20 protein-coding genes are annotated in these 23,090 nt (G+C 57.6%); 1 reads left to right on the plus strand and 19 read right to left on the minus strand.

The window, feature by feature from the left end; translation table 11 throughout:
• Window positions 1-58: 58 nt before the first annotated feature.
• The 19 genes from NWV16_RS20125 to mtnA all read right to left on the minus strand — a co-directional run bounded on the left by NWV16_RS20125 (window position 59) and on the right by mtnA (window position 21,592).
• Window positions 59-1,441 carry an FAD/NAD(P)-binding protein gene (locus NWV16_RS20125; protein ID WP_260520485.1) on the minus strand — a complete coding sequence of 461 codons (1,383 nt, stop codon included), beginning with the start codon at window positions 1,439-1,441 and terminating at the stop codon, window positions 59-61.
• Window positions 1,438-2,031: an adenylyl-sulfate kinase gene (cysC, locus tag NWV16_RS20130; protein ID WP_260520486.1), complete on the minus strand. Its 594-nt coding sequence runs from the start codon at window positions 2,029-2,031 to the stop codon at window positions 1,438-1,440. The genes NWV16_RS20125 and cysC overlap by 4 nt, the downstream gene beginning before the upstream one ends.
• Window positions 2,032-2,137: 106 nt before the next feature.
• Window positions 2,138-3,151 carry a glycosyltransferase family 4 protein gene (locus tag NWV16_RS20135; protein ID WP_260520487.1) on the minus strand — a complete coding sequence of 338 codons (1,014 nt, stop codon included), beginning with the start codon at window positions 3,149-3,151 and terminating at the stop codon, window positions 2,138-2,140.
• Window positions 3,148-4,107 carry a UDP-glucose 4-epimerase family protein gene (locus NWV16_RS20140; protein WP_260520488.1) on the minus strand — a complete coding sequence of 320 codons (960 nt, stop codon included), beginning with the start codon at window positions 4,105-4,107 and terminating at the stop codon, window positions 3,148-3,150. The genes NWV16_RS20135 and NWV16_RS20140 overlap by 4 nt, the downstream gene beginning before the upstream one ends.
• The gene (locus NWV16_RS20145; protein ID WP_260520489.1) at window positions 4,104-5,024 is read right to left on the minus strand and encodes a glycosyltransferase; all 921 of its coding nucleotides are present in this window, start codon (window positions 5,022-5,024) and stop codon (window positions 4,104-4,106) included. The genes NWV16_RS20140 and NWV16_RS20145 overlap by 4 nt, the downstream gene beginning before the upstream one ends.
• Before the next feature lie 56 nt (window positions 5,025-5,080).
• Window positions 5,081-5,971: a glucose-1-phosphate thymidylyltransferase RfbA gene (rfbA, locus tag NWV16_RS20150; protein WP_260520490.1), complete on the minus strand. Its 891-nt coding sequence runs from the start codon at window positions 5,969-5,971 to the stop codon at window positions 5,081-5,083.
• Window positions 5,968-6,861, minus strand: a complete 894-nt coding sequence (rfbD, locus tag NWV16_RS20155) for a dTDP-4-dehydrorhamnose reductase (RefSeq protein ID WP_260520491.1) — start codon at window positions 6,859-6,861, stop codon at window positions 5,968-5,970. Before rfbD ends, rfbA begins: the two co-directional genes overlap by 4 nt.
• The gene (rfbB, locus tag NWV16_RS20160) at window positions 6,858-7,934 is read right to left on the minus strand and encodes a dTDP-glucose 4,6-dehydratase (RefSeq protein ID WP_260520492.1); all 1,077 of its coding nucleotides are present in this window, start codon (window positions 7,932-7,934) and stop codon (window positions 6,858-6,860) included. The genes rfbD and rfbB overlap by 4 nt, the downstream gene beginning before the upstream one ends.
• Window positions 7,935-8,153: 219 nt before the next feature.
• A complete protein-coding gene (locus NWV16_RS20165) occupies window positions 8,154-8,393 on the minus strand; it encodes a lipopolysaccharide assembly protein LapA domain-containing protein (RefSeq protein ID WP_065257155.1) in 240 nt (79 codons plus the stop codon).
• 27 nt (window positions 8,394-8,420) lie between these two features.
• Window positions 8,421-8,717, minus strand: a complete 297-nt coding sequence (gene ihfB / locus NWV16_RS20170) for an integration host factor subunit beta (protein ID WP_003189779.1) — start codon at window positions 8,715-8,717, stop codon at window positions 8,421-8,423.
• Between the two features lie 139 nt (window positions 8,718-8,856).
• The gene (locus NWV16_RS20175) at window positions 8,857-9,135 is read right to left on the minus strand and encodes a hypothetical protein (protein ID WP_260520493.1); all 279 of its coding nucleotides are present in this window, start codon (window positions 9,133-9,135) and stop codon (window positions 8,857-8,859) included.
• 210 nt (window positions 9,136-9,345) lie between these two features.
• Window positions 9,346-11,028, minus strand: coding sequence for a 30S ribosomal protein S1 (rpsA, locus tag NWV16_RS20180; protein WP_260520494.1), 1,683 nt, complete (start codon window positions 11,026-11,028; stop codon window positions 9,346-9,348).
• A gap of 120 nt (window positions 11,029-11,148) precedes the next feature.
• Window positions 11,149-11,838 carry a (d)CMP kinase gene (gene cmk, locus NWV16_RS20185; RefSeq protein ID WP_260520495.1) on the minus strand — a complete coding sequence of 230 codons (690 nt, stop codon included), beginning with the start codon at window positions 11,836-11,838 and terminating at the stop codon, window positions 11,149-11,151.
• A complete protein-coding gene (locus NWV16_RS20190) occupies window positions 11,835-14,042 on the minus strand; it encodes a bifunctional prephenate dehydrogenase/3-phosphoshikimate 1-carboxyvinyltransferase (protein WP_260523558.1) in 2,208 nt (735 codons plus the stop codon). Before NWV16_RS20190 ends, cmk begins: the two co-directional genes overlap by 4 nt.
• 28 nt (window positions 14,043-14,070) lie before the next feature.
• Complete coding sequence (hisC, locus tag NWV16_RS20195; protein WP_260520496.1) at window positions 14,071-15,183, minus strand: histidinol-phosphate transaminase; 1,113 nt, start codon at window positions 15,181-15,183, stop codon at window positions 14,071-14,073.
• A gap of 12 nt (window positions 15,184-15,195) precedes the next feature.
• Entirely contained in the window at window positions 15,196-16,290 is a 1,095-nt protein-coding gene (gene pheA / locus NWV16_RS20200; RefSeq protein ID WP_065257160.1) for a prephenate dehydratase, read from the minus strand.
• The gene (serC, locus tag NWV16_RS20205; protein ID WP_260520497.1) at window positions 16,290-17,375 is read right to left on the minus strand and encodes a 3-phosphoserine/phosphohydroxythreonine transaminase; all 1,086 of its coding nucleotides are present in this window, start codon (window positions 17,373-17,375) and stop codon (window positions 16,290-16,292) included. Before serC ends, pheA begins: the two co-directional genes overlap by 1 nt.
• A 63-nt stretch (window positions 17,376-17,438) precedes the next feature.
• A complete protein-coding gene (gene gyrA / locus NWV16_RS20210) occupies window positions 17,439-20,102 on the minus strand; it encodes a DNA gyrase subunit A (RefSeq protein ID WP_260520498.1) in 2,664 nt (887 codons plus the stop codon).
• A gap of 413 nt (window positions 20,103-20,515) precedes the next feature.
• Window positions 20,516-21,592, minus strand: coding sequence for an S-methyl-5-thioribose-1-phosphate isomerase (mtnA, locus tag NWV16_RS20215; protein WP_260520499.1), 1,077 nt, complete (start codon window positions 21,590-21,592; stop codon window positions 20,516-20,518).
• A gap of 107 nt (window positions 21,593-21,699) precedes the next feature.
• On the opposite strand from mtnA, the gene NWV16_RS20220 reads away from it, so the two are divergent.
• The gene (locus NWV16_RS20220) at window positions 21,700-23,034 is read left to right on the plus strand and encodes a TRZ/ATZ family hydrolase (protein WP_260520500.1); all 1,335 of its coding nucleotides are present in this window, start codon (window positions 21,700-21,702) and stop codon (window positions 23,032-23,034) included.
• The last annotated feature ends 56 nt before the right edge of the window (window positions 23,035-23,090 follow it).

The raw sequence follows: 23,090 nt of genomic DNA on the forward strand, positions 1-23,090 counted from the left end.
GCTCTGCAGGAGAAGGCAAACCACGCATGCTTCACGCACGCCCGAGCACAAGGGGGGATTACCCCTGCTCTGCCCGAGCGAAACTTTCAGCAACCCGAATAGCCAAGGCACGTGCATGCTGGCGAAGCTCCGGCACCGCCGTGGCTTCCCAAAAGCGAGCTTTGAGCATCGGCCCGACATAACTCAGCCACTCGACTCGCTCTCCCGACTCACTCATGACAGCGTAGTTTTCATCAACATTGATTCCGATACCCAAAGCATCAGGTGTGATGATCGAACTGGCTGACAAATACGAGATGAACGCATCGGAAATCTTCCCGATATCAGTACACGGCCCAGTGCAGTTGATCACCTGATCAAACTGTGACTCGACAACTTCCACGCCCCCTCGGATCCTGATACGCACCGCAATACTCTCGTCATTGGCATTCGCCGACAAGATCCGTCCGGCAATTGAGGTAACGGTCGACGCCGCAATTTCATCCTGGAAAATACTGAACGTTTGTGGCGCCATCCGATGCCGATAGACATCCCAATGAGGTTGAACGTGGCGCAGAAAGCGCCTGCGTTCGACAAGTGACAGGCGACTCCACAATTCAGAGGTGACAGGCCTCAAAGCGGCCACAACTTCACGCCAACGTTCTGGATATCTGGCAACCTCGCGACGAATTGACCTCATATAGGACAACACTGTCGCTGGAGCTGCCAGGATTTCTGCGACGATGCCTGTCTCGAATCCCTCTGCGGGCATTTTTTCGCGATGACTGGTTGGCAACAATCCTCGACGCGAAAGCAACGTAACCTTGGCCGCCAGATGAGTACGGCGCAGGGAGATCAATGTGTCGACAGCGGTCAAACCGCTACCGATCAGGAGAATTCGAGGTGCCGCTTTTTGTACCATCCAATTGTCCGCCGACCATGGATCCTCGATGTACAAATTGGATCGTGCAACCTCCCGCAGACCTGCCGGCGTGGCGGGCGGGAAATTGCCAAATGCAAGAATGACTTTATCGGCAGCAATGCACACTCCGGTATCGACCTTGATAATCGCACCTTTCCCTGTAGCGTCTGCCTGGATGGAATTGACCTCACCTACAATGCTTTCACACTCGACACATGAGTCTGCTTTCGCCCGGCTGAGCAACTGACTCAAGTATGCGCCGTACATCTGACGGGAAACGAAGCTGCCCGAATGGTGACCAGGATCCAACTGCTTGCAGAATTCGAGAAAAGAGTCGGATTGCTCCACCAGCGCTGACATATTCCCGGCAGGCACGTTCAACAAATGGTCCGGACTATCGGTTCCGTATGCCAGACCGCGCGCCATTTGGCCAGAGCGGTTGATAATAGTCAGCCGCGACCCTGCAGGCGCTCTGTTGAGAAACTCAATGGCGGTTACCGCCCCGCTAAAACCCAGACCAATAATAACTAAGTGCTTCACTTGGCATTCCATTGCTTCAAGTAATCAATGATGACCTCGACACTTGATCCAATCGAGTGATTCATCGTACTTATCGTAATTTGTGGAGCCAGAGGTTTTTCATAGGGCGAATCAATTCCTGTGAAGCTTTTTATCAATCCTTGACGTGCTTTTTTGTACAAGCCTTTGGGGTCACGTCGCTCACACTCACTGAGCGGGGTATCGATGAAAACTTCAATAAAGTTATCAGATCCAATCACACTTCGCGCCAGTGCGCGATCACGGTGGAAGGGAGAAATAAAGGATGTAATTGTGATAAGCCCTGCATCAACGAAGAGCTTAGCCACTTCAGCCACCCGACGAATGTTTTCTTCACGGTCGGAATTACTGAAGCCGAGATCCTTGCACAGCCCCATCCGGACATTGTCCCCATCCAGCAGGTAGGTATGGCTGCCTGCCATCACCAGCCGTTGTTCCAACGCATCGGCGATGGAGGATTTTCCCGAGCCGCTGAGACCGGTCAGCCAGATAACCACTGGACGTTGATTCTTTTGCTCGCCACGCACCTGACTGGTAGTCGAAATTTGCTGACTGGTGAGATTGTTATGCATAATTTTTTCACTTTGATGTAAAGGTCATCAGTGCGTGGCACGCCACATTCATTGATGAAAATATGAATGACCGAACCTGAATCGCAGATCGGCAGCACTGCTAAAGCTAAACAACTCTAGCCTGACCCGCTTTTAACACGATTGCCACGACAACCAATGGGGCGAAAGCAATCACCACCGCCCAAAATGCATCCAGATAATTCAAGACCAACAGAAGCGAAATTGGCAACAGAAACGCAATATTGATACCCACAACCGTTAATGTGACCTTCTTATGGCCAAATCGACGGGCTGCGTGCTGATAACCATGGTGACTGTGGGCTTGATACACTTTTTCACCTCGACTCAAACGCCGAACAAGTGTCCAGGTCGCATCGACAATAAACACGCCCGAAAGAATCACCCAGCTCCACAAAAACTCTGGCTGATGCCAGGCCGAACTCAGGGACATGGTCCCGGCGATGAGCCCCATGAAACCGCTTCCCGCATCGCCCATGAAAATCTTCGCAGGGGGAAAGTTCCAGCAGAGAAAACCTGCCACCGCCGCAGCCAGCGTCAGAGGAGCCCAGGCAAGATCACTGTGCATTCCGAATCCATAGACAAGACACATGCCCAGACAAACGCTGATCATCTCAGCACTGGCCAGACCATCGATACCGTCCATGAAGTTATAAAGATTAAGCATCCACACCAGATAAACCAAGGCCAGCACCTGACCGATCCAGCCCAGATCAACAAGAGTGTTCAACAAGCTTAACGGCGACAACCCCCCAATCCAGAAAAGTGCCCACGCTGCAGCGACGAAATGACCGAGCAAGCGCCATCTGGCTGCAATATGGCCATGATCATCAGCGAATCCAATGATTGCGACAAGCAGGCCGGCGCCCATCAGCGCGTAAAGGGTCGGCGCATCAATCCACTCAAAGTGAGCGAGAAACGGCAGTGCGACCAGAAAAGAAATAACGAACGCGACACCGCCGCCTCTCGGTGTTGGCACCGAATGCGCGCTACGTTCGTTGGGTATGTCCATCAAGCTTCGGGAGAGGGCATAACGTCGCAGCCCGAATGTCAGCCCAAAGGAAACGATAAATGCCGCAAGTAAAAACCACCCAACAATCATCCGTGTTCATCCTTATAGCGCTCAGCGGTTTGACGCAATGCCTTTTGCATACTTACAGGGGGTGTCCAGCCTAGTAGCTGAAAATTTTTTTCAATATCGACTTGCAACGAACCGCATATTCTTTGCGCGACATCACGCTTGCCCAGCAATCCCGCCCCCAGCTGTATCAACGATTCAGGGACAGGCAAAAGACGTGAGGGTTTACCCAGAGCCGTCGCTAGACGACGCAGCAATCGGGACGTGGATACATCATCACCGTCACTGACCAGAAACACCTGGTTGGCCGCTGCCGGATGATCAATGCATGCAACAATCAAACTGACTAGATTGGCGATGGCGACCAGACTTCGCTGATTACCGATAGTGCCCAATGGTAAAGGGATACCCTTGGAGAGCCAGTCCATCATGCTGAGAAAATTGGCTTTTACACCAGGGCCATAGACCAATGGTGGTCGAATGACCACCACCTCCATACCTGATTCGCGCCCCAATTGCATCAATGCCGTCTCGGCTTCGTGCTTCGAAACACCGTACGGATCCTGGGGGGCAACCGAATCATCCGCCTTGAAAGGCCTGCCGGGCAAGGTATTCTCGCCATTGACCTTGATCGAGCTGATATAGACAAATCGCCTTACGCCTGAGGCGACCGCCTGGCGCGCCAATTTGAGCGTCCCTTGAACATTGACCCTACGAAACTCGGTCAACGCGTCATCCGCCCTCTCATCCATAACATGTACGCGTGCGGCAGCATGAACGATTACTTCGATGCCTTCGAGCTGGGCAGAAGAATGCTCATCGAGCAAATCGAACATTTGCACCGAGCACAACCCACCCAGTCTTGTCTCGCTGCGTACAGCTGCAACCGGGCAGTATTTCTTTTCCACCAACAATCGAAAAACCAGCGCTTCTCCGACAAAACCACTGGCGCCTGTCACCAGTATCTTCGGACCTGTCATTGAGTATTCTTCCTTAATGCAGTTACCCAGCAGATACAGAAAAACAAGACCTTGTCTCTTCCTCGTCGCCGACAACTCCAGGCACTGAATGAGAGACGGAGCAGCTCAAAAGGGCGCAGTGTCACCCACTTGACTACAAAAGGATGAGTTTCCAGACCTATCAGCTTCACAATGGTCTGCACTTGACTGAACCACCAGCCATCTCGAATGGTTTTGTAGCGCGCAATCAGCGATTTCATGCCCTTATTGGCACCAACTTGATTACGCTCGTGCTGGCGGTAGTCCATTGAAGGCCTTGAATCGATGTACCAGCGAAAACCGTGACTGCGAGCAAAGGCATAGCAATACCAGTCATGCAGACTGACCGTCTGAAGCGGCTGCCAGGTCGCAAGCATCGACAATTTCAGCGCCGACACCAACGACTGGGTCATTACATAGGTACAGCCGGGGCCGGCGGCTTCAAACAGAAAGTCCCAAGCCACCTGTGGCTGAGCCTTGTCCAGCAGGTGCGTAGCGCCGTCAGGCCAGAATGCCAAGACATTAGTGGAACAAGCATCGACCTGTTCGGTTTGAATGATTTGAATGGCGCGTTGCAGCTTGTCCGCGTACCAAAAGTCATCCTGATCAGCGAAAGCAACATAGTCATAGACCGTCAGATTAACATCGCGGATCAGTCGGAAGAAATTGCGCGCTGCCCCTCCAAACGCACCCGCAGGAGGCAGAACGACGATCCGCGAATCCTCAAGGGCCCATGCTGAGCAATAGGCCTCAGTGCCGTCGGTGGAAGGATCGATGCTGATATAAACGTTTACTTCAACGTCTGACTGGCAAAGGATCGAAGCCAATTGCTCTTCGATCCACTGCATACCATTGTACGCTGCCAGTAAAACCGCAACCTTGGGAAGTTTCACTGGCATGCCATTCCTGCTTGCACCGTTAAACGCTTCTGAACGAAAGGGATTCGGCTATCGAATCAGTGAGCAGGTGAATCGACGAGTTTCTGCAGGTACTGGCCATACCCGGTCTTCTTCAGTGCGTCAGCCTGCTTGCTGAGTTGCTCTGCAGTGATCCAGCCATTGTGATAGGCGATCTCTTCGAGGCATGCCACTTTGAGACCCTGACGCTGTTCAATGGTATGTACGAAGTGGCTCGCCTCTAGAAGCGAATCATGAGTACCGGTGTCCAGCCATGCGAAGCCACGACCCAACATCTCGACGTTCAACGTCTTGCGGTCAAGATAAGCACGGTTGACGTCTGTGATTTCCAGCTCGCCCCGATCCGATGGCTTGATGTTCTTGGCAATTTCCACCACATCATTGTCGTAGAAATACAGGCCGGTCACTGCATAGTTGGACTTTGGCTTCAGTGGTTTCTCTTCAATACTCAAAGCACGGCCGGTTTTATCGAATTCGACAACACCAAAACGCTCCGGATCGGAAACGTGATACCCGAATACCGTTGCCCCCTTCTGTTGCGAACTTGCCGAACGGAGATTGTCCGAGAAATGCTGCCCGTAGAAGATGTTATCGCCCAGAATTAAGCAGCAAGGGTCCTTGCCAATGAATTCTTCGCCGATGATGAACGCCTGTGCGAGGCCGTCCGGAGTAGGCTGTTCGGCGTAAGTCAGCTTGATACCGTAAACACTGCCATCGCCCAGCAGCTTGCGAAAACATGGCAAGTCTTCCGGCGTGGAGATGATCAGGATTTCACGCATGCCCGCAAGCATCAGCACGGACAGCGGATAGAAGATCATCGGTTTGTCGTAGATCGGCAGCATCTGCTTCGAGACGCCGAGGGTTAGCGGATGCAGGCGAGTGCCCGAGCCACCGGCGAGAATGATGCCTTTACGATTTGTCGTGCTCATTTGTTCAGAACTTCCCTAAGCATTCGGGTTACACCACTTTGCCAATCCGGCAAGTGTAGAGAAAAATTGTCACGCAGCTTCTGAGTATTCAAACGTGAATTCAACGGCCGACGTGCAGGTGTCGGGTAAGCGGTCGTATTGATCGGGTTGACCGCCTTTACAGCAAGTTGCTCACCGTTTGCCTGGGCGAATGCAATCACATGTCCCGCATAACCGTGCCAGGACACTTCACCGCCGGCTGCAAGATGGTACAGCCCCAACAACTCCGGTCGGTGCAACACTTGGCGAATGGCCAACGCAGTGACATCAGCAATCAGGTCAGCCCCCGTCGGAGCTCCGATCTGATCATTGATCACGTTGAGCGTTTCGCGATCCAATGCCAGTCGCAACATGGTCTTGGCGAAGTTATTGCCGCGAGCACCGTAGACCCAGCTAGTACGGAAAATAAGGTACTTGCAGGCAGATGCAATGATTGCGTTTTCACCTTCAAGCTTGCTCGCACCGTATCGATTCACTGGTGAGACGGCGTCAGTCTCGAGCCATGGGCTGGAACCTTCACCGTTGAACACGTAATCCGTCGAGTAATGGACAAGCAAGGCGTCCAGGCGGCAAGCCTCTTCGGCCATGATCCGACTCGCCTGACCGTTCACGCGATCAGCCAGCTCCGTTTCGGATTCAGCCTTGTCGACTGCGGTATAGGCTGCGGCATTGACAATTACATCAGGCTTGACCTGACGGATTGTCGCTCGCAGGCCTTCCAGATCAGACAAATCGCCACACAAGCCATCGACCGCATTACGATCCAGCGCGATCAATTCGCCGAGCGGGGCAAGAGAGCGCTGCAGCTCCCATCCAACCTGGCCATTCTTACCCAGCAGGAGGATCTTCATGCCTTGTTCGAGCGATCTGCGTAATTCTGGTCAATCCACTGTTGGTAGCTTCCGCTTTTCACGTGAGCAACCCATTCAGTATTGTTGAGGTACCACTCCACTGTTTTACGGATACCCGTTTCGAACGTTTCTTCAGGCGTCCAGCCCAGCTCGCGCTGGATTTTGCTGGCGTCGATGGCATAACGCTGATCATGACCCGGGCGATCCTGAACATAGGTGATCAGGCTCGCGTGCGGGCGGTGTGCGGAATCCGGGCGCAATTCATCGAGTAGTGCGCAGAGCGTATTCACTACTTCAATGTTCTGTTTCTCGTTATGGCCGCCGATGTTGTAGGTCTCACCGATGACGCCTTCTGTAACAACCTTGTACAGCGCGCGAGCGTGATCTTCGACATACAGCCAATCGCGAACCTGATTTCCTTTTCCATAGACAGGCAGCGGCTTGCCTTCCAAGGCATTGAGAATGATCAGCGGGATCAACTTCTCAGGGAAGTGGCATGGACCATAGTTGTTCGAGCAGTTGGTGACCAGCGTCGGCAGACCGTAAGTACGGGCCCAGGCACGAACCAGGTGGTCGGAACTGGCCTTGCTCGCCGAATATGGCGAGCTTGGCTGATAAGGTGTGGTTTCAGTGAACAGATCTTCAGGACCTTCGAGGTCGCCGTACACTTCATCAGTGGAAATGTGGTGAAAGCGGAAAGCGGCTTTGCGGGTATCGTCCAGAGCTGACCAGTAGTGGCGCGCAGCTTCCAACAGCGTGTAAGTGCCGATGATGTTGGTCTGGATGAACTCGGACGGGCCGGAAATCGAGCGATCAACGTGAGACTCAGCAGCCAGATGCATGATCGAATCAGGCTGGTGCTCACGAAGTACCCGGTCGATCTGCTCACGATCGCAGATATCAACGCGCTCAAATACATATCGCGAGTCTTGGCTTACTTCGGCCAAAGACTCCAGATTACCGGCGTAAGTCAGCTTATCGACGTTAACGACAGAGTCGGTGGTCTTGGAAATGATGTGACGGATGACTGCCGAGCCAATAAACCCGGCACCGCCGGTAACTAGAATTTTCACGCGAAACCATACCCTTGAGCTGCGGACAGGGCCACCAAAGAGCGCTGTCTAATCCATAAATGCAAAAGCTGCAAGCCAGCTTCTGCCAGAGTCAGTCTGAATCGATATGGCAACAATGCCGCTACCGAACAAGAGCTGCATTTTACAGCTTAATGGACGTTTTACTAATGGATATAGACAAGTAGCGATGCAAATTCGATGGATGTCCTGCGTCTGCTCTTATACAAGTCGTTTGCGTGCAGCTCTGGACGATCGTCCCAGAAACCAGCCCAGTATTGGCCCGACAAGCATTCCAACCAGCAAAGCGAGAACCATTACCAGAGAGACTGGCAGCTGCGGCCCCACCCAGCCAAGAAACATCAACGAAATGGACTGCTGATTCTCCAGTACAAACGCCAGGATCACCAGCATCAACAAAAGAATGAAAACGCCAAGAAGCATGCGCTTGAGATTACGCATGGGCAACTCCCCGAAAAGTCGTGGCCGTCAAACCCCCTCCTCCTCTTCTTCGTTCACACGATCACGCAGCTCCTTGCCCGGCTTGAAATGCGGCACAAACTTGCCATCAAGGCTGACAGACTGACCAGTCTTCGGATTACGACCAACCCGAGGCGCACGATAGTGCAAGGAAAAGCTGCCAAAACCACGGATCTCGATACGATCCCCCGTAGCCAGACACTGGGACATTTGCTCAAGCATGGTCTTGATGGCCAACTCCACATCTTTGGATGAGAGCAGCCCTTGATGGGTGACAATTCGTTCGATCAACTCCGACTTCGTCATGTTTTTCCCTTCTTTTTCAAGCAGCTAGATCAGCGCTTGAAAGGTTTTAGCACGCCCGGAAGATTTTGAACAGCCCAGGGCTTGACATATCTTTCCTTGCAGCGAAATGCCCATTTTCAGGGCTTCAAGCCCCACCCGCTCACCGACAGATCACCAGCATGGTACGAGTGACGTAGCCCGCAGGATTGAAGCCGAAGGGAAACACATCCTCATCCTTGGCATCATCCGAACGGGTGACCACCTTGTAACCTGCCCCCTTGCATTCTTTGGCCGCACGCTTGTGACATTTCTCCCAGCCCGACCCCAAACCCGAGCAATCAACCTCGATGCCGCTGACGCCGCGCACCGCGTGTGTCTTGGCGCTGGTAGTACAACCCGCCAGCATCAGCACGGCCAACAGGACTATAAACTTGTTCATTCACTTCCTTATGCCGGGTTACACGCCCGACTACTGCGATCTTCAGACTAAGCCTAGACGCGAATAGACGATTGATCCGATTATAGAAACAGACCGCCTGACAAAGGGAATGGTTTCACCAGGAGCACACACTGCGTGACGCTTCGCCAAATCGCAGGCACAAAAAAGGGCGACCGAAGTCGCCCTTTTTCTTGCATGGTCAGACAGAACTTAGTTCTGCTTGGCCATTGCTTGCTTCAGCAGAGCTGCCATGGTGGTGTCAGCTGGAGCTTCCTGAGCCGCGTTCAGGCTCTGGATAGCTTCTTTCTCTTCAGCATCGTCTTTCGACTTGATGGAGAGGCTGATCTGACGGCTCTTACGATCAACGCTGATGATCTTGGCTTCTACTTCCTGGCCTTCTTTCAGCGCGTTGCGCGCGTCTTCAACGCGGTCACGGCTGATTTCGGAGGCTTTCAGAGTCGCTTCGATATCGTCGGCCAGTGTGATGATGGCGCCCTTGGCGTCAACTTCTTTCACAGTACCTTTAACGATTGCGCCTTTGTCGTTAACCGAGACGTACTCGGAGAACGGATCGCTTTCCAGTTGCTTGATACCCAGGGAAATACGCTCGCGCTCCGGGTCAACCGACAGGATAACGGTGTCCAGCTCGTCGCCCTTCTTGTAACGACGCACGGCCTCTTCGCCGGTTTCGTTCCAGGAAATGTCGGACAGGTGAACCAGACCGTCGATGCCGCCGTCCAGACCAATGAAGATACCGAAATCGGTGATCGACTTGATGGTGCCGGAGATCTTGTCGCCCTTGTTGAACTGGCCAGAGAAGTCTTCCCATGGGTTCGACTTGCACTGCTTGATGCCCAGGGAGATACGACGACGCTCTTCGTCGATGTCCAGAACCATGACTTCCACTTCGTCGCCGACTTGTACGACTTTCGAAGGATGGATGTTCTTGTTGGTCCAGTCCATTTCCGAAACGTGTACCAGACCTTCAACACCTTCTTCCAGCTCAGCGAAGCAGCCGTAGTCGGTCAGATTGGTTACACGAGCGGTAACGCGAGTGCTCTCTGGGTAACGAGCTTTGATAGCAACCCATGGATCTTCGCCCAGTTGCTTCAGGCCCAGGGAAACACGATTGCGCTCGCGATCGTATTTCAGAACCTTGACGTCGATCTCGTCGCCAACATTGACGATTTCGGAAGGATGCTTGATACGCTTCCACGCCATGTCGGTGATGTGCAGCAGGCCGTCCACGCCGCCCAGGTCGACGAATGCGCCGTAGTCGGTGAGGTTTTTGACGATACCTTTGACTTGCTGGCCTTCCTGCAGGGATTCCAGCAGAGCTTCACGCTCGGCGGAGTTCTCGGCTTCCAGGACGCTGCGACGGGAAACGACAACGTTGTTGCGCTTCTGGTCCAGCTTGATGACCTTGAATTCCAGCTCTTTGCCTTCCAGGTGCGTGGTGTCGCGCACTGGACGGACGTCAACCAGGGAACCTGGCAGGAACGCACGGATGCCGTTAACGTCGACAGTGAAGCCGCCCTTAACCTTACCGTTGATAACGCCCTTGACCACTTCCTCGGCTGCGAAGGCTGCTTCCAGAACGATCCAGCATTCAGCGCGCTTGGCTTTTTCACGGGACAGCTTGGTTTCACCGAAACCGTCTTCAACCGAGTCCAGAGCAACGTGAACTTCGTCACCGACATTGACAGTCAGCTCGCCAGCATCGTTGTAGAACTGCTCAAGCGGGATGAGCGCTTCAGACTTCAGGCCTGCGTGAACGGTGACCCAACCATTTTTGTAGTCGATATCAACGATAACGCCGGTGATGATGGAGCCTGTCTGAAGGTTCAGAGTCTTCAGGCTTTCTTCAAAGAGTTCCGCAAAGCTTTCGCTCATTTTAATTCCTGTTGATTAGGGCGAAAAATACGCCCATCTCCACATCCCAGACGATGCGGGTCAGTTTCAATTAAAGGAAGCCACCGCAGGGCTATGACTGGTCCCCTGCGGCCTTCCTGGTCACCCGGCGATATCGCGAATGGCGATCTCGCTCATGATGCGTTCCAGCACCTGATCGATGGACAACTCCGTGGAATCCAGCTGTATCGCGTCGGCCGCCGGCTTGAGCGGGGCCACCGCTCGCTGGGTATCACGCTCATCGCGCGCACGGATCTCATCTAGCAGACTCGACAGACTAACATCCTCGCCTTTGCCCTTCAACTGCAAATATCGGCGGCGCGCCCGCTCCTCGGCACTCGCAGTCAGAAATATTTTCAAGGGTGCATTCGGAAAAACCACCGTCCCCATGTCACGTCCGTCAGCCACCAGCCCCGGCGTTTCCTGGAATTCGCGCTGACGCTGCAGCAGGGCTTCGCGTACCGCCGGCAATGCGGCGACCTGAGAAGCACCCGATCCGACACTTTCGGTGCGAATGACATCACTGACTTCATCACCCTCAAGAATGATGCGCTGCAACTGACCTTCTGTCGCCGCAATGAATTGCACATCCAGATTGGCAGCCAGCTTTTTCAGCAGTTCCTCATTGGTCAGGTCAACACCATGGTTGTGCGCAGCAAACGCCAACAGGCGATACAGCGCACCGGAATCCAGCAGGTTCCAGCCCAGACGCCTGGCCAGAATGCCGGCTACGGTGCCTTTGCCCGAGCCGCTTGGCCCATCGATGGTAATGACCGGAGCAATGTTGTTCACGACTGAGCCTCTTGCGCCACACGAATGCCGACCTGCGCGCACAGCGCCAGGAAGTTCGGGAACGATGTCGCGACGTTGGCGCAATCATGGATGCGGATCGGTGCAGTGGCGCGCAACGAGGCCACGCTGAAAGCCATCGCGATACGGTGATCGCCATGACCGTGCACTTCGCCGCCGCCGATCTGGCCGCCGTCGATGATGATGCCGTCCGGGGTCGGTTCGCACTTGACGCCCAGCGCCAGCAAACCGTCCGCCATGACCTGGATACGATCCGATTCCTTGACACGCAGCTCTTCTGCACCGGTCAGCACGGTACGCCCTTCGGCACAGGCGGCCGCCACGAACAGCACCGGGAACTCGTCGATGGCCAGTGGAACCAGCGCTTCCGGAATCTCGATACCCTTGAGTTTAGCCGCTCGTACGCGCAGGTCGGCAACCGGTTCGCCACCCACTTCACGCTGGTTTTCCAGGGTGATGTCAGCCCCCATCAGACGCAGGATGTCGATCACACCGGTACGAGTCGGGTTGATGCCGACGTGTTCAAGCACCAGTTCGGAACCTTCGGCGATCGACGCCGCCACCAGGAAGAACGCCGACGACGAAATGTCACCCGGGACTTCGATGTGGGTTGCGGTCAGCTTGCCGCCGGACTCGACCGATGCCGTGGCACCGTTGACGCTGACCTGATAGCCGAAGCCGCGCAGCATGCGCTCGGTGTGGTCGCGAGTCGGGGCCGGCTCGGTGACAGTGGTCTTGCCTTCGGCATACAGCCCCGCCAGCAGCAGGCAGGATTTCACCTGGGCACTGGCCATCGGCATGGTGTAAGTCAGACCCTTGAGCTTGTGACCACCACGAATGGTCATCGGTGGACGACCGTCGGCAGCGGTTTCGATCACGGCGCCCATTTCCCGCAGCGGGTTGGCGACGCGATTCATCGGACGCTTGGACAGCGAGGCATCGCCGGTCAGGGTGCTGTCAAAGTCCTGCGCAGCCAGCAGGCCGGACAGCAGGCGCATCGAAGTACCGGAGTTGCCCAGATAGATCGGGCCCGGCGCAGGTTTCAGGCCGTGCAGGCCGACACCATGAATGGTCACGCGGCCATGATGCGGGCCTTCGATGACCACGCCCATGTCGCGGAACGCCTGCAAGGTCGCCAGGGCGTCTTCGCCCTCGAGGAAGCCTTCGACTTCGGTGACGCCTTCAGCCAGGGAGCCGAGCATGATCGAACGGTGGGAAATCGATTTGTCACCCGGTACGCGAATCCGACCGGACAGGCGGCCACCAGGTTGAGCCAGGAAGATCAGATCGTTGGAATTCATAGCGTCCACATAGGCCCTGCGGGCCAGGATTTTACTGAAATGCTCGCGGGCAACCCGGGCGCGCGTAAAGACGCCCAGCAATTGGTGCCCATCCCCTGCATCGACCGCGTCGCGCAAGGCGTCGAGGTCGCTGCGAAATGTATCGAGTGTGCGCAGGACAGCCTCGCGGTTGGCGAGAAAGATGTCATGCCACATGACCGGGTCGCTTCCGGCGATTCTTGTGAAATCGCGAAAACCGCCCGCAGCGTAACGGAAGATCTCCAGATTTTCATTGCGCTTGGCCAATGAATCGACCAGACCGAAGGCCAGCAAATGCGGCAGATGACTGGTCGCGGCCAGCACCTCGTCGTGACGCGCGACCTGCATGTGCTCCACATCGGCACCCAGCTCGCGCCACAGACGATCAACCACCGCCAGGGCAGCCGGATCGGTCTGTTCCAGCGGGGTGAGTATCACCTTGTGACGACGGAACAGCTCGGCATTGGAGGCTTCCACCCCGCTTTGCTCGGAGCCGGCAATCGGATGCCCCGGCACGAAACGCGCCGGCATGCCGCCAAACGCCTCGGTCGCCGCGCGCACCACATTGCCTTTGGCGCTGCCGACATCCGTCAGGATGGCCTGTCCCAGTTCCATGCCGGCCAGACGGGCCAGCACTTTCTCCATCGCCAGGATCGGCACCGCCAGCTGGATCACGTCCGCACCCTGGCAAGCCGTCACCAGATCGTCTTCGCAGCGATCCACCACGCCCAACTCGACCGCCAGCTTGCGCGATTGCGGGTCGAGATCGACACCAACCACCTCGCGGCACAAACCGCTTTCACGCAAGCCTTTGGCAAACGAACCGCCGATCAACCCCAGACCGACCACCACCAGGCGCCCGATAATAGGTGCAGCAGATTGCAGCGCAGTGACATCACCCACGAGCCAGAACCTTGCGCAGCGCTTCAAGGAAGCGGCTGTTTTCCGCCGGCAGACCGATGGTCACTCGCAGGTGGTTCGGCATGCCGTAGTTGGCCACCGGACGCACGATCACGCCTTCGCGCAGCAGACCCTGAAAGACCGGAGCTGCCACCCGACCGAGATCGACACAGATAAAGTTGCCCTTGGACGGAATCCAGCCCAGGCCCAGCTCGCGAAAACCTGCTTCCAGCTGTTGCATACCGGACTCGTTGAGCTGACGGCTCTGCGCCAGATATTCCTCATCCTTCAACGCCGCACAGGCAGCAGCCAGCGCGAGACTGTTGACGTTGAACGGCTGACGTACGCGGTTCAGCACATCCGCCACCACGGGTGTGGACAAACCGTAGCCAACGCGCAGCGCCGCCAGGCCATAGGCCTTGGAGAAGGTGCGCGAGACCAGCAGATTCGGGTAAGCCGCGAGGAAATCCAGGCCATCCGGCAGATCGCTGCCTTCGGCGTATTCGATGTAGGCCTCGTCCAGCACCACCAGCACATGCGCCGGCACGTCCTGCAGAAACTCGTCCAGCGCTTCGGCGCCGAACCAGGTGCCCGTCGGGTTGTTCGGGTTGGCAATGAACACGACGCGCGTGTTGGCGTCGATGGCCGCCAGCATCGCCGGCAGGTCATGTCCCCATTCCTTGGCCGGAACCACCTTGGCCTGAGCGCCGACCGCCTGTGTGGCGATCGGGTAGACGGCGAACGCGTGCTCGCTGAATACCGCATTCAGGCCCGGTGCCAGGTAGGCGCGCGCCACCAGCTCGAGAATGTCGTTGGAGCCGTTGCCCAGGGTCACCTGGTTCAGCTCCACGCGGCACTGCTCGGCCAGCAGGGATTTCAGTGCAAAGCCATTGCCGTCGGGATAGCGGGTCAGTTCGTCCAGCGCTTCGCGGATCGCGGCCAGCGCTTTCGGACTGGCGCCCAACGGGTTTTCGTTGCTCGCCAGTTTGACGATGCTGGCCGGATCCAGATCCAGCTCGCGCGCCAGCTCGTCCACGGGCTTGCCCGGAACGTATGGTGAAAGTTGTTGCACGCCCGGCTGCGCCAGAGCGAGGAAGTTGCCACTCATTGCTACCACCCCTTAAAGAACTGCTTTCGGGTAGGAACCCAGCACCTTGAGTGCTACTGCTTCCTGACTGATCTTTTCCAGCACACCTTTGATCAGCGGATCACGGTGATGACCGACAAAGTCGATGAAGAACACGTAGGTCCATTTACCGCTGCGCGACGGACGGGTTTCGATCCGGGTCAGGTCGATCCCGTTGTCATGGAACGGCACCAGCAGTTCGTGGAGCGCGCCCGGCTTGTTGCTCATCGACACGATGATCGAGGTCTTGTCATCACCGGTCGGCGGCACTTCCTGGTTACCGATCATCAAAAAGCGCGTGGAGTTGTCCGGACGGTCCTCGATCTTCTCGGCCAGACGGGTCAGGCCATACAACCCTGCCGCCATGTCACCGGCGATCGCCGCCGAGTTCCACTCACCCTTGACCCGCTTGGCCGCTTCGGCGTTGCTGGACACCGCCACACGCTCGACGTTCGGGTAATGGGCGTCCAGCCATTTGCGGCACTGGGCCAGCGACTGGGCGTGGGAATAGATGCGACTGATGCTGTCGGTCTTGGTGTTTTCGCCCACCAACAGGTGATGGTGAATCCGCAGCTCGACTTCGCCACAGATGACCATGTCATGCTCGAGAAAACTGTCGAGCGTGTGGTTGACCGCTCCCTCTGTGGAGTTTTCCACCGGCACCACGCCGAAATTCACCGCGCCGGCCGCCACTTCGCGGAACACTTCATCGATCGCCGCCATCGGCTTGCTGATCACGGCGTGACCGAAGTGCTTCATGGCCGCCGCTTGCGTGAAGGTACCTTCCGGGCCGAGATAAGCCACTTTCAGCGGATTTTCGAGGGCCAGGCATGAAGACATGATTTCGCGGAACAAGCGCGCCATCTCTTCGTTGCCCAGCGGCCCCTTGTTGCGCTCCATCACGCGCTTGAGGACCTGCGCCTCGCGCTCCGGACGATAGAACACCGGCTGCTCGCCTTCAGCCAGACTGGCCATCTTGACCCGGGCGACTTCTTCGGCGCAGCGCGCACGGTCACTGATCAGCTCGAGGATCTTTTCATCGAGGTTGTCGATGCGCACACGCAGCGCCTTGAGCTCCTGTTCGGACATCAGGCGTGCTCCTTCTCGAATTCAGCCATGTAGGCCACCAGGGCTTCGACAGCGTCCAGACCCAGCGCGTTGTAGATCGAGGCGCGCATGCCGCCCACCGAACGATGCCCCTTGAGATTGAGCAGGCCACGGGCGTCCGCGCCAGCCAGGAACGCTTTGTCCAGACGCTCGTCAGCCAGGCGGAACGGCACGTTCATCCAGGAGCGGGCATTGGTGCTGATCGGATTGGTGTAGAAATCGCTGCTGTCGATGAACCCGTACAGGCGATCTTTCTTCGCCTTGTTGCGCTGCTCCATCGCAGCGACACCGCCCTGCTCCTTCAGCCATTCGAAAACCAGGCCGGAGAGGTACCAGGAATAGGTCGCCGGAGTGTTGTACATCGAACCGTTGTCGGCCGAGATCTTGTAGTCGAGCATGGTCGGGCAGCTGCTGCGGGCATGACCCAGCAGATCTTCACGGACGATCACGACCACCAGACCGCTCGGACCGATGTTCTTCTGCGCGCCGGCGTAGATCAGGCCGTACTGCGACACATCGATCGGACGCGAGAGAATATCGGAAGACATGTCGACCACCAGCGGAACGTCACCGGTCTCGGGAACCCAGTCGAACTGCAGGCCGCCGATGGTTTCGTTGGACGCATAGTGCAGATAGGCCGCACCCGGGGTCAGCTGCCATTCGTTCTGGCCGGGAATGGCCAGGTAATCGTAAGGCTTGGCACTGGCGGCCACGTTGATATTGCCGAAGCGACGCGCTTCCTCGATGGCCTTCTTCGACCAGATGCCGGTCTCGACATAGTCGGCAGTGCCGTTCTCGGGCAGCAGGTTCAGCGGAATCTCGGCGAACTGCTGGCTCGCGCCGCCCTGCAGGAACAGCACTTTGTAGTTGGAGGGGATGGACAGCAAGTCACGCAGGTCCTGTTCGGCCTTCTCGGCGATGGCCACGTAGTCGTCGCTACGATGGCTCATTTCCATGACCGACAGACCCTTGCCATGCCAGTCGAGCATCTCGGACTGGGCACGCAACAGGACAGCTTCAGGCAGCGCAGCGGGACCTGCGCAGAAGTTAAAGGCTCGTTTGCTCACATCCACTCTCGCTATGAATCACGGTAGCGGACAGAGCAAACACTCTGCCCTGCTACGATTGGGTTAGTCTTGCGACTCTTCTTCGTCTGCGGCGTCCGCCTGCAGGTTGTCGACCGCATCGTCCGGTTCGGCGCCGATCACGCCTTCTTCCAGCCCGACACCCTCTTCACCTTCAAGCTCGTCACCTTCGACTTCCGACGGTTCCTGGACTCGCTCCAGGCCGACCAGGGTTTCATCCTTGGCCAGCTTGATCAGGGTCACGCCCTGGGTGTTGCGCCCCAGGCTCGAGACTTCGTCAACACGGGTACGCACCAGCGTGCCCTGGTCGGAAATCAGCATGATCTCCTCGCCGTCGAGCACCTGAACCGCGCCGACCAGACGGCCGTTACGCTCGTTGCTGACCATGGCGATCACGCCCTGGCCGCCACGCTTGTATTCAGGGAACTCAGTGATCGCGGTGCGCTTGCCGTAGCCACGTTCCGAAGCAGTGAGAATCTGGCTGCCTTCTTCCGGGATCAGCATCGAAATCAGCTTCTGGCCTTCCGGCAGACGCATGCCGCGCACACCGCGGGCGGTACGGCCCATGGCGCGAACGTCGGATTCCTTGAAGCGGGTCACCTTGCCGCCGTCGGAGAACAGCATCACTTCACGCTCGCCATCGGTGATGGCCGCAGAGATCAGCACGTCGCCTTCGTCCAGCTCCAGCGCGATCAGACCGACACTGCGCTGACGACTGAAGGATTCCAGCGGCGTCTTCTTCACGGTGCCGTTGGCGGTCGCCATGAAGATGTAGTGACCTTCGGTGTATTCCTCGACCGGCAGCATGGTGGTGATGTACTCGCCATCATCCAGCGGCAGCAGGTTGACCAGCGGACGGCCACGGGCGGCGCGGGACGCTTCCGGAATTTCGTAGGTCTTGAGCCAGTACACCTTGCCCTTGCTGGAGAACAGCAGCAGCGTGGTGTGACTGTTGGCAACCAGCAGGTGAGCGATATAGTCCTCATCCTTCACGCCGGTCGCCGACTTGCCTTTACCGCCACGACGCTGGGCCTGGTACGCCGCCAGCGGCTGGGTCTTGGCATAACCACCGTGGGAAATGGTCACGACACGCTCTTCTTCCGGGATCATGTCGCCCAGGGTGAGGTCGAGACGGGCATCAAGGATTTCGGTGCGGCGCACGTCGCCGTATTCGGCACGGATCACTTCCAGCTCTTCGCGGATCACTTCCATCAGGCGCGTGGCGCTGTTGAGGATGCGGATCAGCTCGCCGATCTGGTTGAGGATCTCTTGATACTCGGCCAGCAGCTTTTCGTGCTCCAGACCAGTCAGACGGTGCAGACGCAGTTCCAGAATGGCTTGCGCCTGCTCCGGCGACAGGAAGTATTTGCCATCGCGCAGACCGTACTGCGGATCGAGGTTTTCCGGACGGCACGAATCGGCACCGGCGCGCTCGACCATGGTCATCACCGCACTGGATTCCCACGGCGTGCTGACCAGCGCTTCCTTGGCTTCCGACGGCGTCGGCGAAGCCTTGATCAGGGCGATCACCGGGTCGATGTTCGACAGGGCAACGGCCTGACCTTCGAGGATGTGACCACGCTCGCGAGCCTTGCGCAGTTCGAACACGGTGCGACGGGTAACGACTTCGCGACGGTGACGGACGAAAGCTTCCAGCAGATCCTTGAGGTTCAGGATCCGCGGACGGCCATCGATCAGAGCAACGATGTTGATGCCGAATACCGATTGCAGTTGGGTCTGGGCGTAGAGGTTGTTGAGGATCACTTCAGGCACTTCGCCGCGACGCAGCTCGATCACGACGCGCATACCGTCCTTGTCGGACTCGTCGCGCAGTTCGGTGATGCCTTCGAGTTTCTTCTCTTTCACCAGCTCGGCGATCTTCTCGATCAGACGCGCCTTGTTCAGCTGATAAGGCAGTTCGGTGATGACGATCTGCTGACGGCCACCGACCTTGTCGATGTCCTCGATGATCGAACGGGCACGCATGTAAATGCGGCCACGACCGGTGCGATAGGCTTCGATGATGCCGGCGCGACCGTTGATGATCCCCGCCGTCGGGAAGTCCGGACCGGGGATGTGCTGCATCAGCTCGTCGACGGTCAGTTCGGGATTGTCGATCAGCGCCAGGCAACCGTCGATGACTTCACCGAGGTTGTGCGGCGGAATGTTGGTCGCCATGCCCACGGCGATACCGCTGGAACCGTTGACCAGCAGGTTCGGGACACGGGTCGGCATGACTGCCGGGATCAATTCGGTGCCGTCGTAGTTCGGCACCCAGTCCACGGTTTCCTTGTGCAGGTCGGCCAGCAGCTCGTGCGCCAGCTTGGTCATGCGCACTTCGGTGTATCGCATGGCCGCGGCATTGTCGCCGTCCACCGAACCGAAGTTGCCCTGACCGTCCACCAGCAGGTAGCGCAGCGAGAATGGCTGGGCCATGCGGACGATGGTGTCGTACACCGCGGTATCACCGTGTGGGTGATACTTACCGATCACGTCACCGACGACACGGGCAGACTTCTTGTACGGCTTGTTGAAGTCGTTGCCCAGCTCGCTCATCGCGAACAGTACGCGACGGTGCACAGGCTTCAAGCCATCACGCGCATCCGGCAGTGCACGGCCGACGATCACGCTCATCGCGTAGTCGAGATAGGACTGTTTCAGCTCGTCTTCGATATTGACCGGGAGGATTTCTTTGGCCAGTTCGCCCATGAGAAGCCTGATTCCTTTTTCTGGTGAAACTTCGTCATATCCATATGGGATGAACGAAGCTCGTCGGGGCCGGCCGAGTGCCATGCCGCGACTTACGACAAATCAACAAGTTGAACCATGGATTTGCGCAGTGAAGACAACCCCGCGGGGCTGCCTCGGAAAACGCCGGATGTTATCACAAGAGCCGCCACGCACCTATCCCCCAGATGCGCATGGAGCATAGTTAGATGACCGATGACAGGCCTGAAGGGGACGAGAGAGGCTTAGAGCTTCTGCGAATGCAAATTTCGAGTTGAAATTGCGGATGTTTATTGACTTTCAGGGCCTCATCGCTGGCAAGCCAGCTCCCACCGGGGCCATGTCTGGCACAAAACCTGTGGGAGTGATGGCAGCTTAACCGGCGATGAACACCCTTAATGCAGGCGTTTGCGGCACATCAACTGGGCCATTTTCGCGGTATCCGGGCGCTCGACGATGCCTTTTTCGGTGACGATCGCATCGATCAGGTCCGCCGGCGTTACGTCGAACACCGGGTTGAACGCCTCGACATCCGCCCCGACACGCTTGCCGCCGACGTCCAGCAGCTCGGTGCCATCGCGCTCTTCGATCGGAATGTCATCACCGCTGGCCAGATTCATGTCGATGGTCGAACTCGGCGCCACCACCATGAAGCGCACACCATGGTGCATGGCGTTGACCGCCAGTTGATAGGTGCCGATCTTGTTCGCCACGTCGCCATTGGCGGTAATCCGGTCCGCGCCGACGATCACCCAGGTCACGCCTTTGGTTTTCATGATGTGCGCGGCGGCGGAATCGGCATTGAGGGTCACCGGAACGCCTTCGTTGGCCAGCTCCCACGCCGTCAGACGCGAGCCTTGCAGCCACGGACGGGTTTCGTCGGCATAAACGCGCTCGACCATGCCTTCGATGAATGCGGCGCGAATCACGCCCAGAGCCGTACCGAAACCGCCGGTCGCCAGGGCGCCGGTGTTGCAATGTGTGAGAATCGCCTGAGCATTGCCCTGATGCTTGCGGATCAGGTCGACACCGAGCTGCGCCATGGTGAGATTGGCTTCACGATCGCTTTCATGAATGGCAATGGCTTCAGCCTCGAGCGCCACCAGCGGATCGGCATTGTCTTTCAGGCGATCCAGCCGATCGTGCATGCGGTTCAATGCCCAGAACAGATTGACCGCCGTCGGGCGGGAATCGGCCAGCAGCATGAAATCCTCCTCCAGCGCGGCGTACCAGTCTCCACCCTCGGCAATCCGGGCACGAGCGGCCAGCACGATGCCATACGCCGCACTGATGCCGATGGCCGGCGCACCGCGCACTACCATCGAGCGAATCGCTTCGGCCACGCCGGCGGCGCTGGTGTAGGCGATCCAGTTTTCCTCGAACGGCAAAACGCGCTGATCCAGCAGGTGGAGCGCGCCATCTCGCCAATCGATGGCCTTCACTTTCTCCGCAGCCAACAGTCGATCGCGCATCCCTCACCCCGCACTCATGAACAAAAGCCGCCGATTATAGCGATCCCCCCGCGAAGACGCTCGGGTATACTTCGCCATCCTTTACAAATGCACTGGAACCGACCTCGATGCCGAAACCTGCCATTGCGCTCGACTTATTATTGCTGCCGACCTGGCTGGTCCCCGTCGAACCCGCAGGCGTGGTGCTCAAAGAGCATGGCCTGGGCATCCGCGACGGTCGCATCGTGTTCATCGGCCCGCGCGCCGAAGCCTTGAAGTGCAATGCCGCCGAAACCCGCGAATTGCCGGATGTATTGCTCGCACCCGGTCTGATCAACGCCCATGGCCACGCGGCCATGACCCTGTTTCGCGGCCTGGCCGACGATCTGCCGCTGATGACCTGGCTGGAAAACCACATCTGGCCGGCCGAAGGCAAATGGGTCGATGAAGCCTTCGTGCGTGACGGCACCGACCTGGCCATCGCCGAGCAGATAAAAGGCGGCATCACCTGTTTCTCGGACATGTATTTCTTTCCGAAGGTTGCCTCCGAGCGCGTGCACAACAGCGGAATCCGTGCACAGATCGCCATACCGATCCTCGATTTCCCGATTCCAGGTGCCGCCAGCGCCGATGAAGCCATTCGTCAGGGCGTCGAGCTGTTCGGCGACCTGAAGCATCACGAACGCATCAAGATCACCTTCGGTCCTCATGCACCCTACACCGTGGGCGACGAGAACCTGGAAAAAATCCGCGTGATCGCCGAAGAGCTGGACGCCTCGATCCACATGCACGTCCACGAAACCGCCTTCGAAGTGCAACAGGCGCTCGAACAGCACGGCGAACGGCCACTGGCCCGTCTCGGCCGACTGGGCCTGCTCGGTCCGCGCTTCCAGGCCGTGCACATGACCCAGATCAGCGATGAGGACCTGGCGTTGCTGGTAGAAAGCAACACCAGCGTGATCCACTGCCCCGAGTCGAACCTGAAACTGGCCAGCGGCTTCTGCCCGGTGGAGCGCCTTTGGCAGGCCGGCGTCAACGTCGCGATCGGCACCGATGGCGCAGCCAGCAACAATGATCTGGACCTGCTGGGCGAAACCCGCACCGCAGCGTTGCTGGCCAAGGCTGTCGCCGGCTCGGCCACCGCACTGGATGCCCATCGGGCGCTGCGCATGGCCACGTTGAACGGTGCGCGGGCCCTGGGGATCGAAGCCGAAACCGGTTCCCTGGAGCTCGGCAAGGCCGCGGACATGGTCGCGTTCGACCTGTCCGGCCTGGCCCAGCAACCGGTCTATGACCCGGTCTCGCAACTTGTTTACGCCACTGGGCGGGACTGCGTGAAACACCTGTGGGTCGCCGGCAAGCAGTTGCTCGATGACCGCCGCCTGACGCGCCTGGACGAACAGCAGCTCGGCGAAACCGCCCGGGCCTGGGGACGGCGCATCAGCGGCCATACCGAATCGTAACAACCCCGGGACAAACGCCGGGGCTACAGCCTTTTTCAAGTTTTTCGAGGATTGAA

The sequence above is a fragment of the Pseudomonas sp. BW7P1 genome (assembly GCF_024981055.1).
In the GTDB taxonomy this organism is placed as follows: domain Bacteria; phylum Pseudomonadota; class Gammaproteobacteria; order Pseudomonadales; family Pseudomonadaceae; genus Aquipseudomonas; species Aquipseudomonas bananamidigenes.

Coding starts and splice junctions, on each gene's coding strand:
- rpsA (WP_260520494.1), bottom strand. CDS start 11,028: ATGAGCGAAAGCTTTGCGGAACTCTTTGAAGAAAGCCTGAAGACTCTG.
- NWV16_RS20165 (WP_065257155.1), bottom strand. CDS start 8,393: ATGCGTAATCTCAAGCGCATGCTTCTTGGCGTTTTCATTCTTTTGTTG.
- NWV16_RS20135 (WP_260520487.1), bottom strand. CDS start 3,151: ATGATTGTTGGGTGGTTTTTACTTGCGGCATTTATCGTTTCCTTTGGG.
- NWV16_RS20140 (WP_260520488.1), bottom strand. CDS start 4,107: ATGACAGGTCCGAAGATACTGGTGACAGGCGCCAGTGGTTTTGTCGGA.
- hisC (WP_260520496.1), bottom strand. CDS start 15,183: ATGAGTGGCAACTTCCTCGCTCTGGCGCAGCCGGGCGTGCAACAACTT.
- cysC (WP_260520486.1), bottom strand. CDS start 2,031: ATGCATAACAATCTCACCAGTCAGCAAATTTCGACTACCAGTCAGGTG.
- mtnA (WP_260520499.1), bottom strand. CDS start 21,592: ATGCGCGATCGACTGTTGGCTGCGGAGAAAGTGAAGGCCATCGATTGG.
- NWV16_RS20220 (WP_260520500.1), top strand. CDS start 21,700: ATGCCGAAACCTGCCATTGCGCTCGACTTATTATTGCTGCCGACCTGG.
- rfbD (WP_260520491.1), bottom strand. CDS start 6,861: ATGAAGATCCTCCTGCTGGGTAAGAATGGCCAGGTTGGATGGGAGCTG.
- NWV16_RS20145 (WP_260520489.1), bottom strand. CDS start 5,024: ATGCCAGTGAAACTTCCCAAGGTTGCGGTTTTACTGGCAGCGTACAAT.
- gyrA (WP_260520498.1), bottom strand. CDS start 20,102: ATGGGCGAACTGGCCAAAGAAATCCTCCCGGTCAATATCGAAGACGAG.
- rfbA (WP_260520490.1), bottom strand. CDS start 5,971: ATGAGCACGACAAATCGTAAAGGCATCATTCTCGCCGGTGGCTCGGGC.
- NWV16_RS20175 (WP_260520493.1), bottom strand. CDS start 9,135: ATGAACAAGTTTATAGTCCTGTTGGCCGTGCTGATGCTGGCGGGTTGT.
- ihfB (WP_003189779.1), bottom strand. CDS start 8,717: ATGACGAAGTCGGAGTTGATCGAACGAATTGTCACCCATCAAGGGCTG.
- pheA (WP_065257160.1), bottom strand. CDS start 16,290: ATGTCCGAACAGGAGCTCAAGGCGCTGCGTGTGCGCATCGACAACCTC.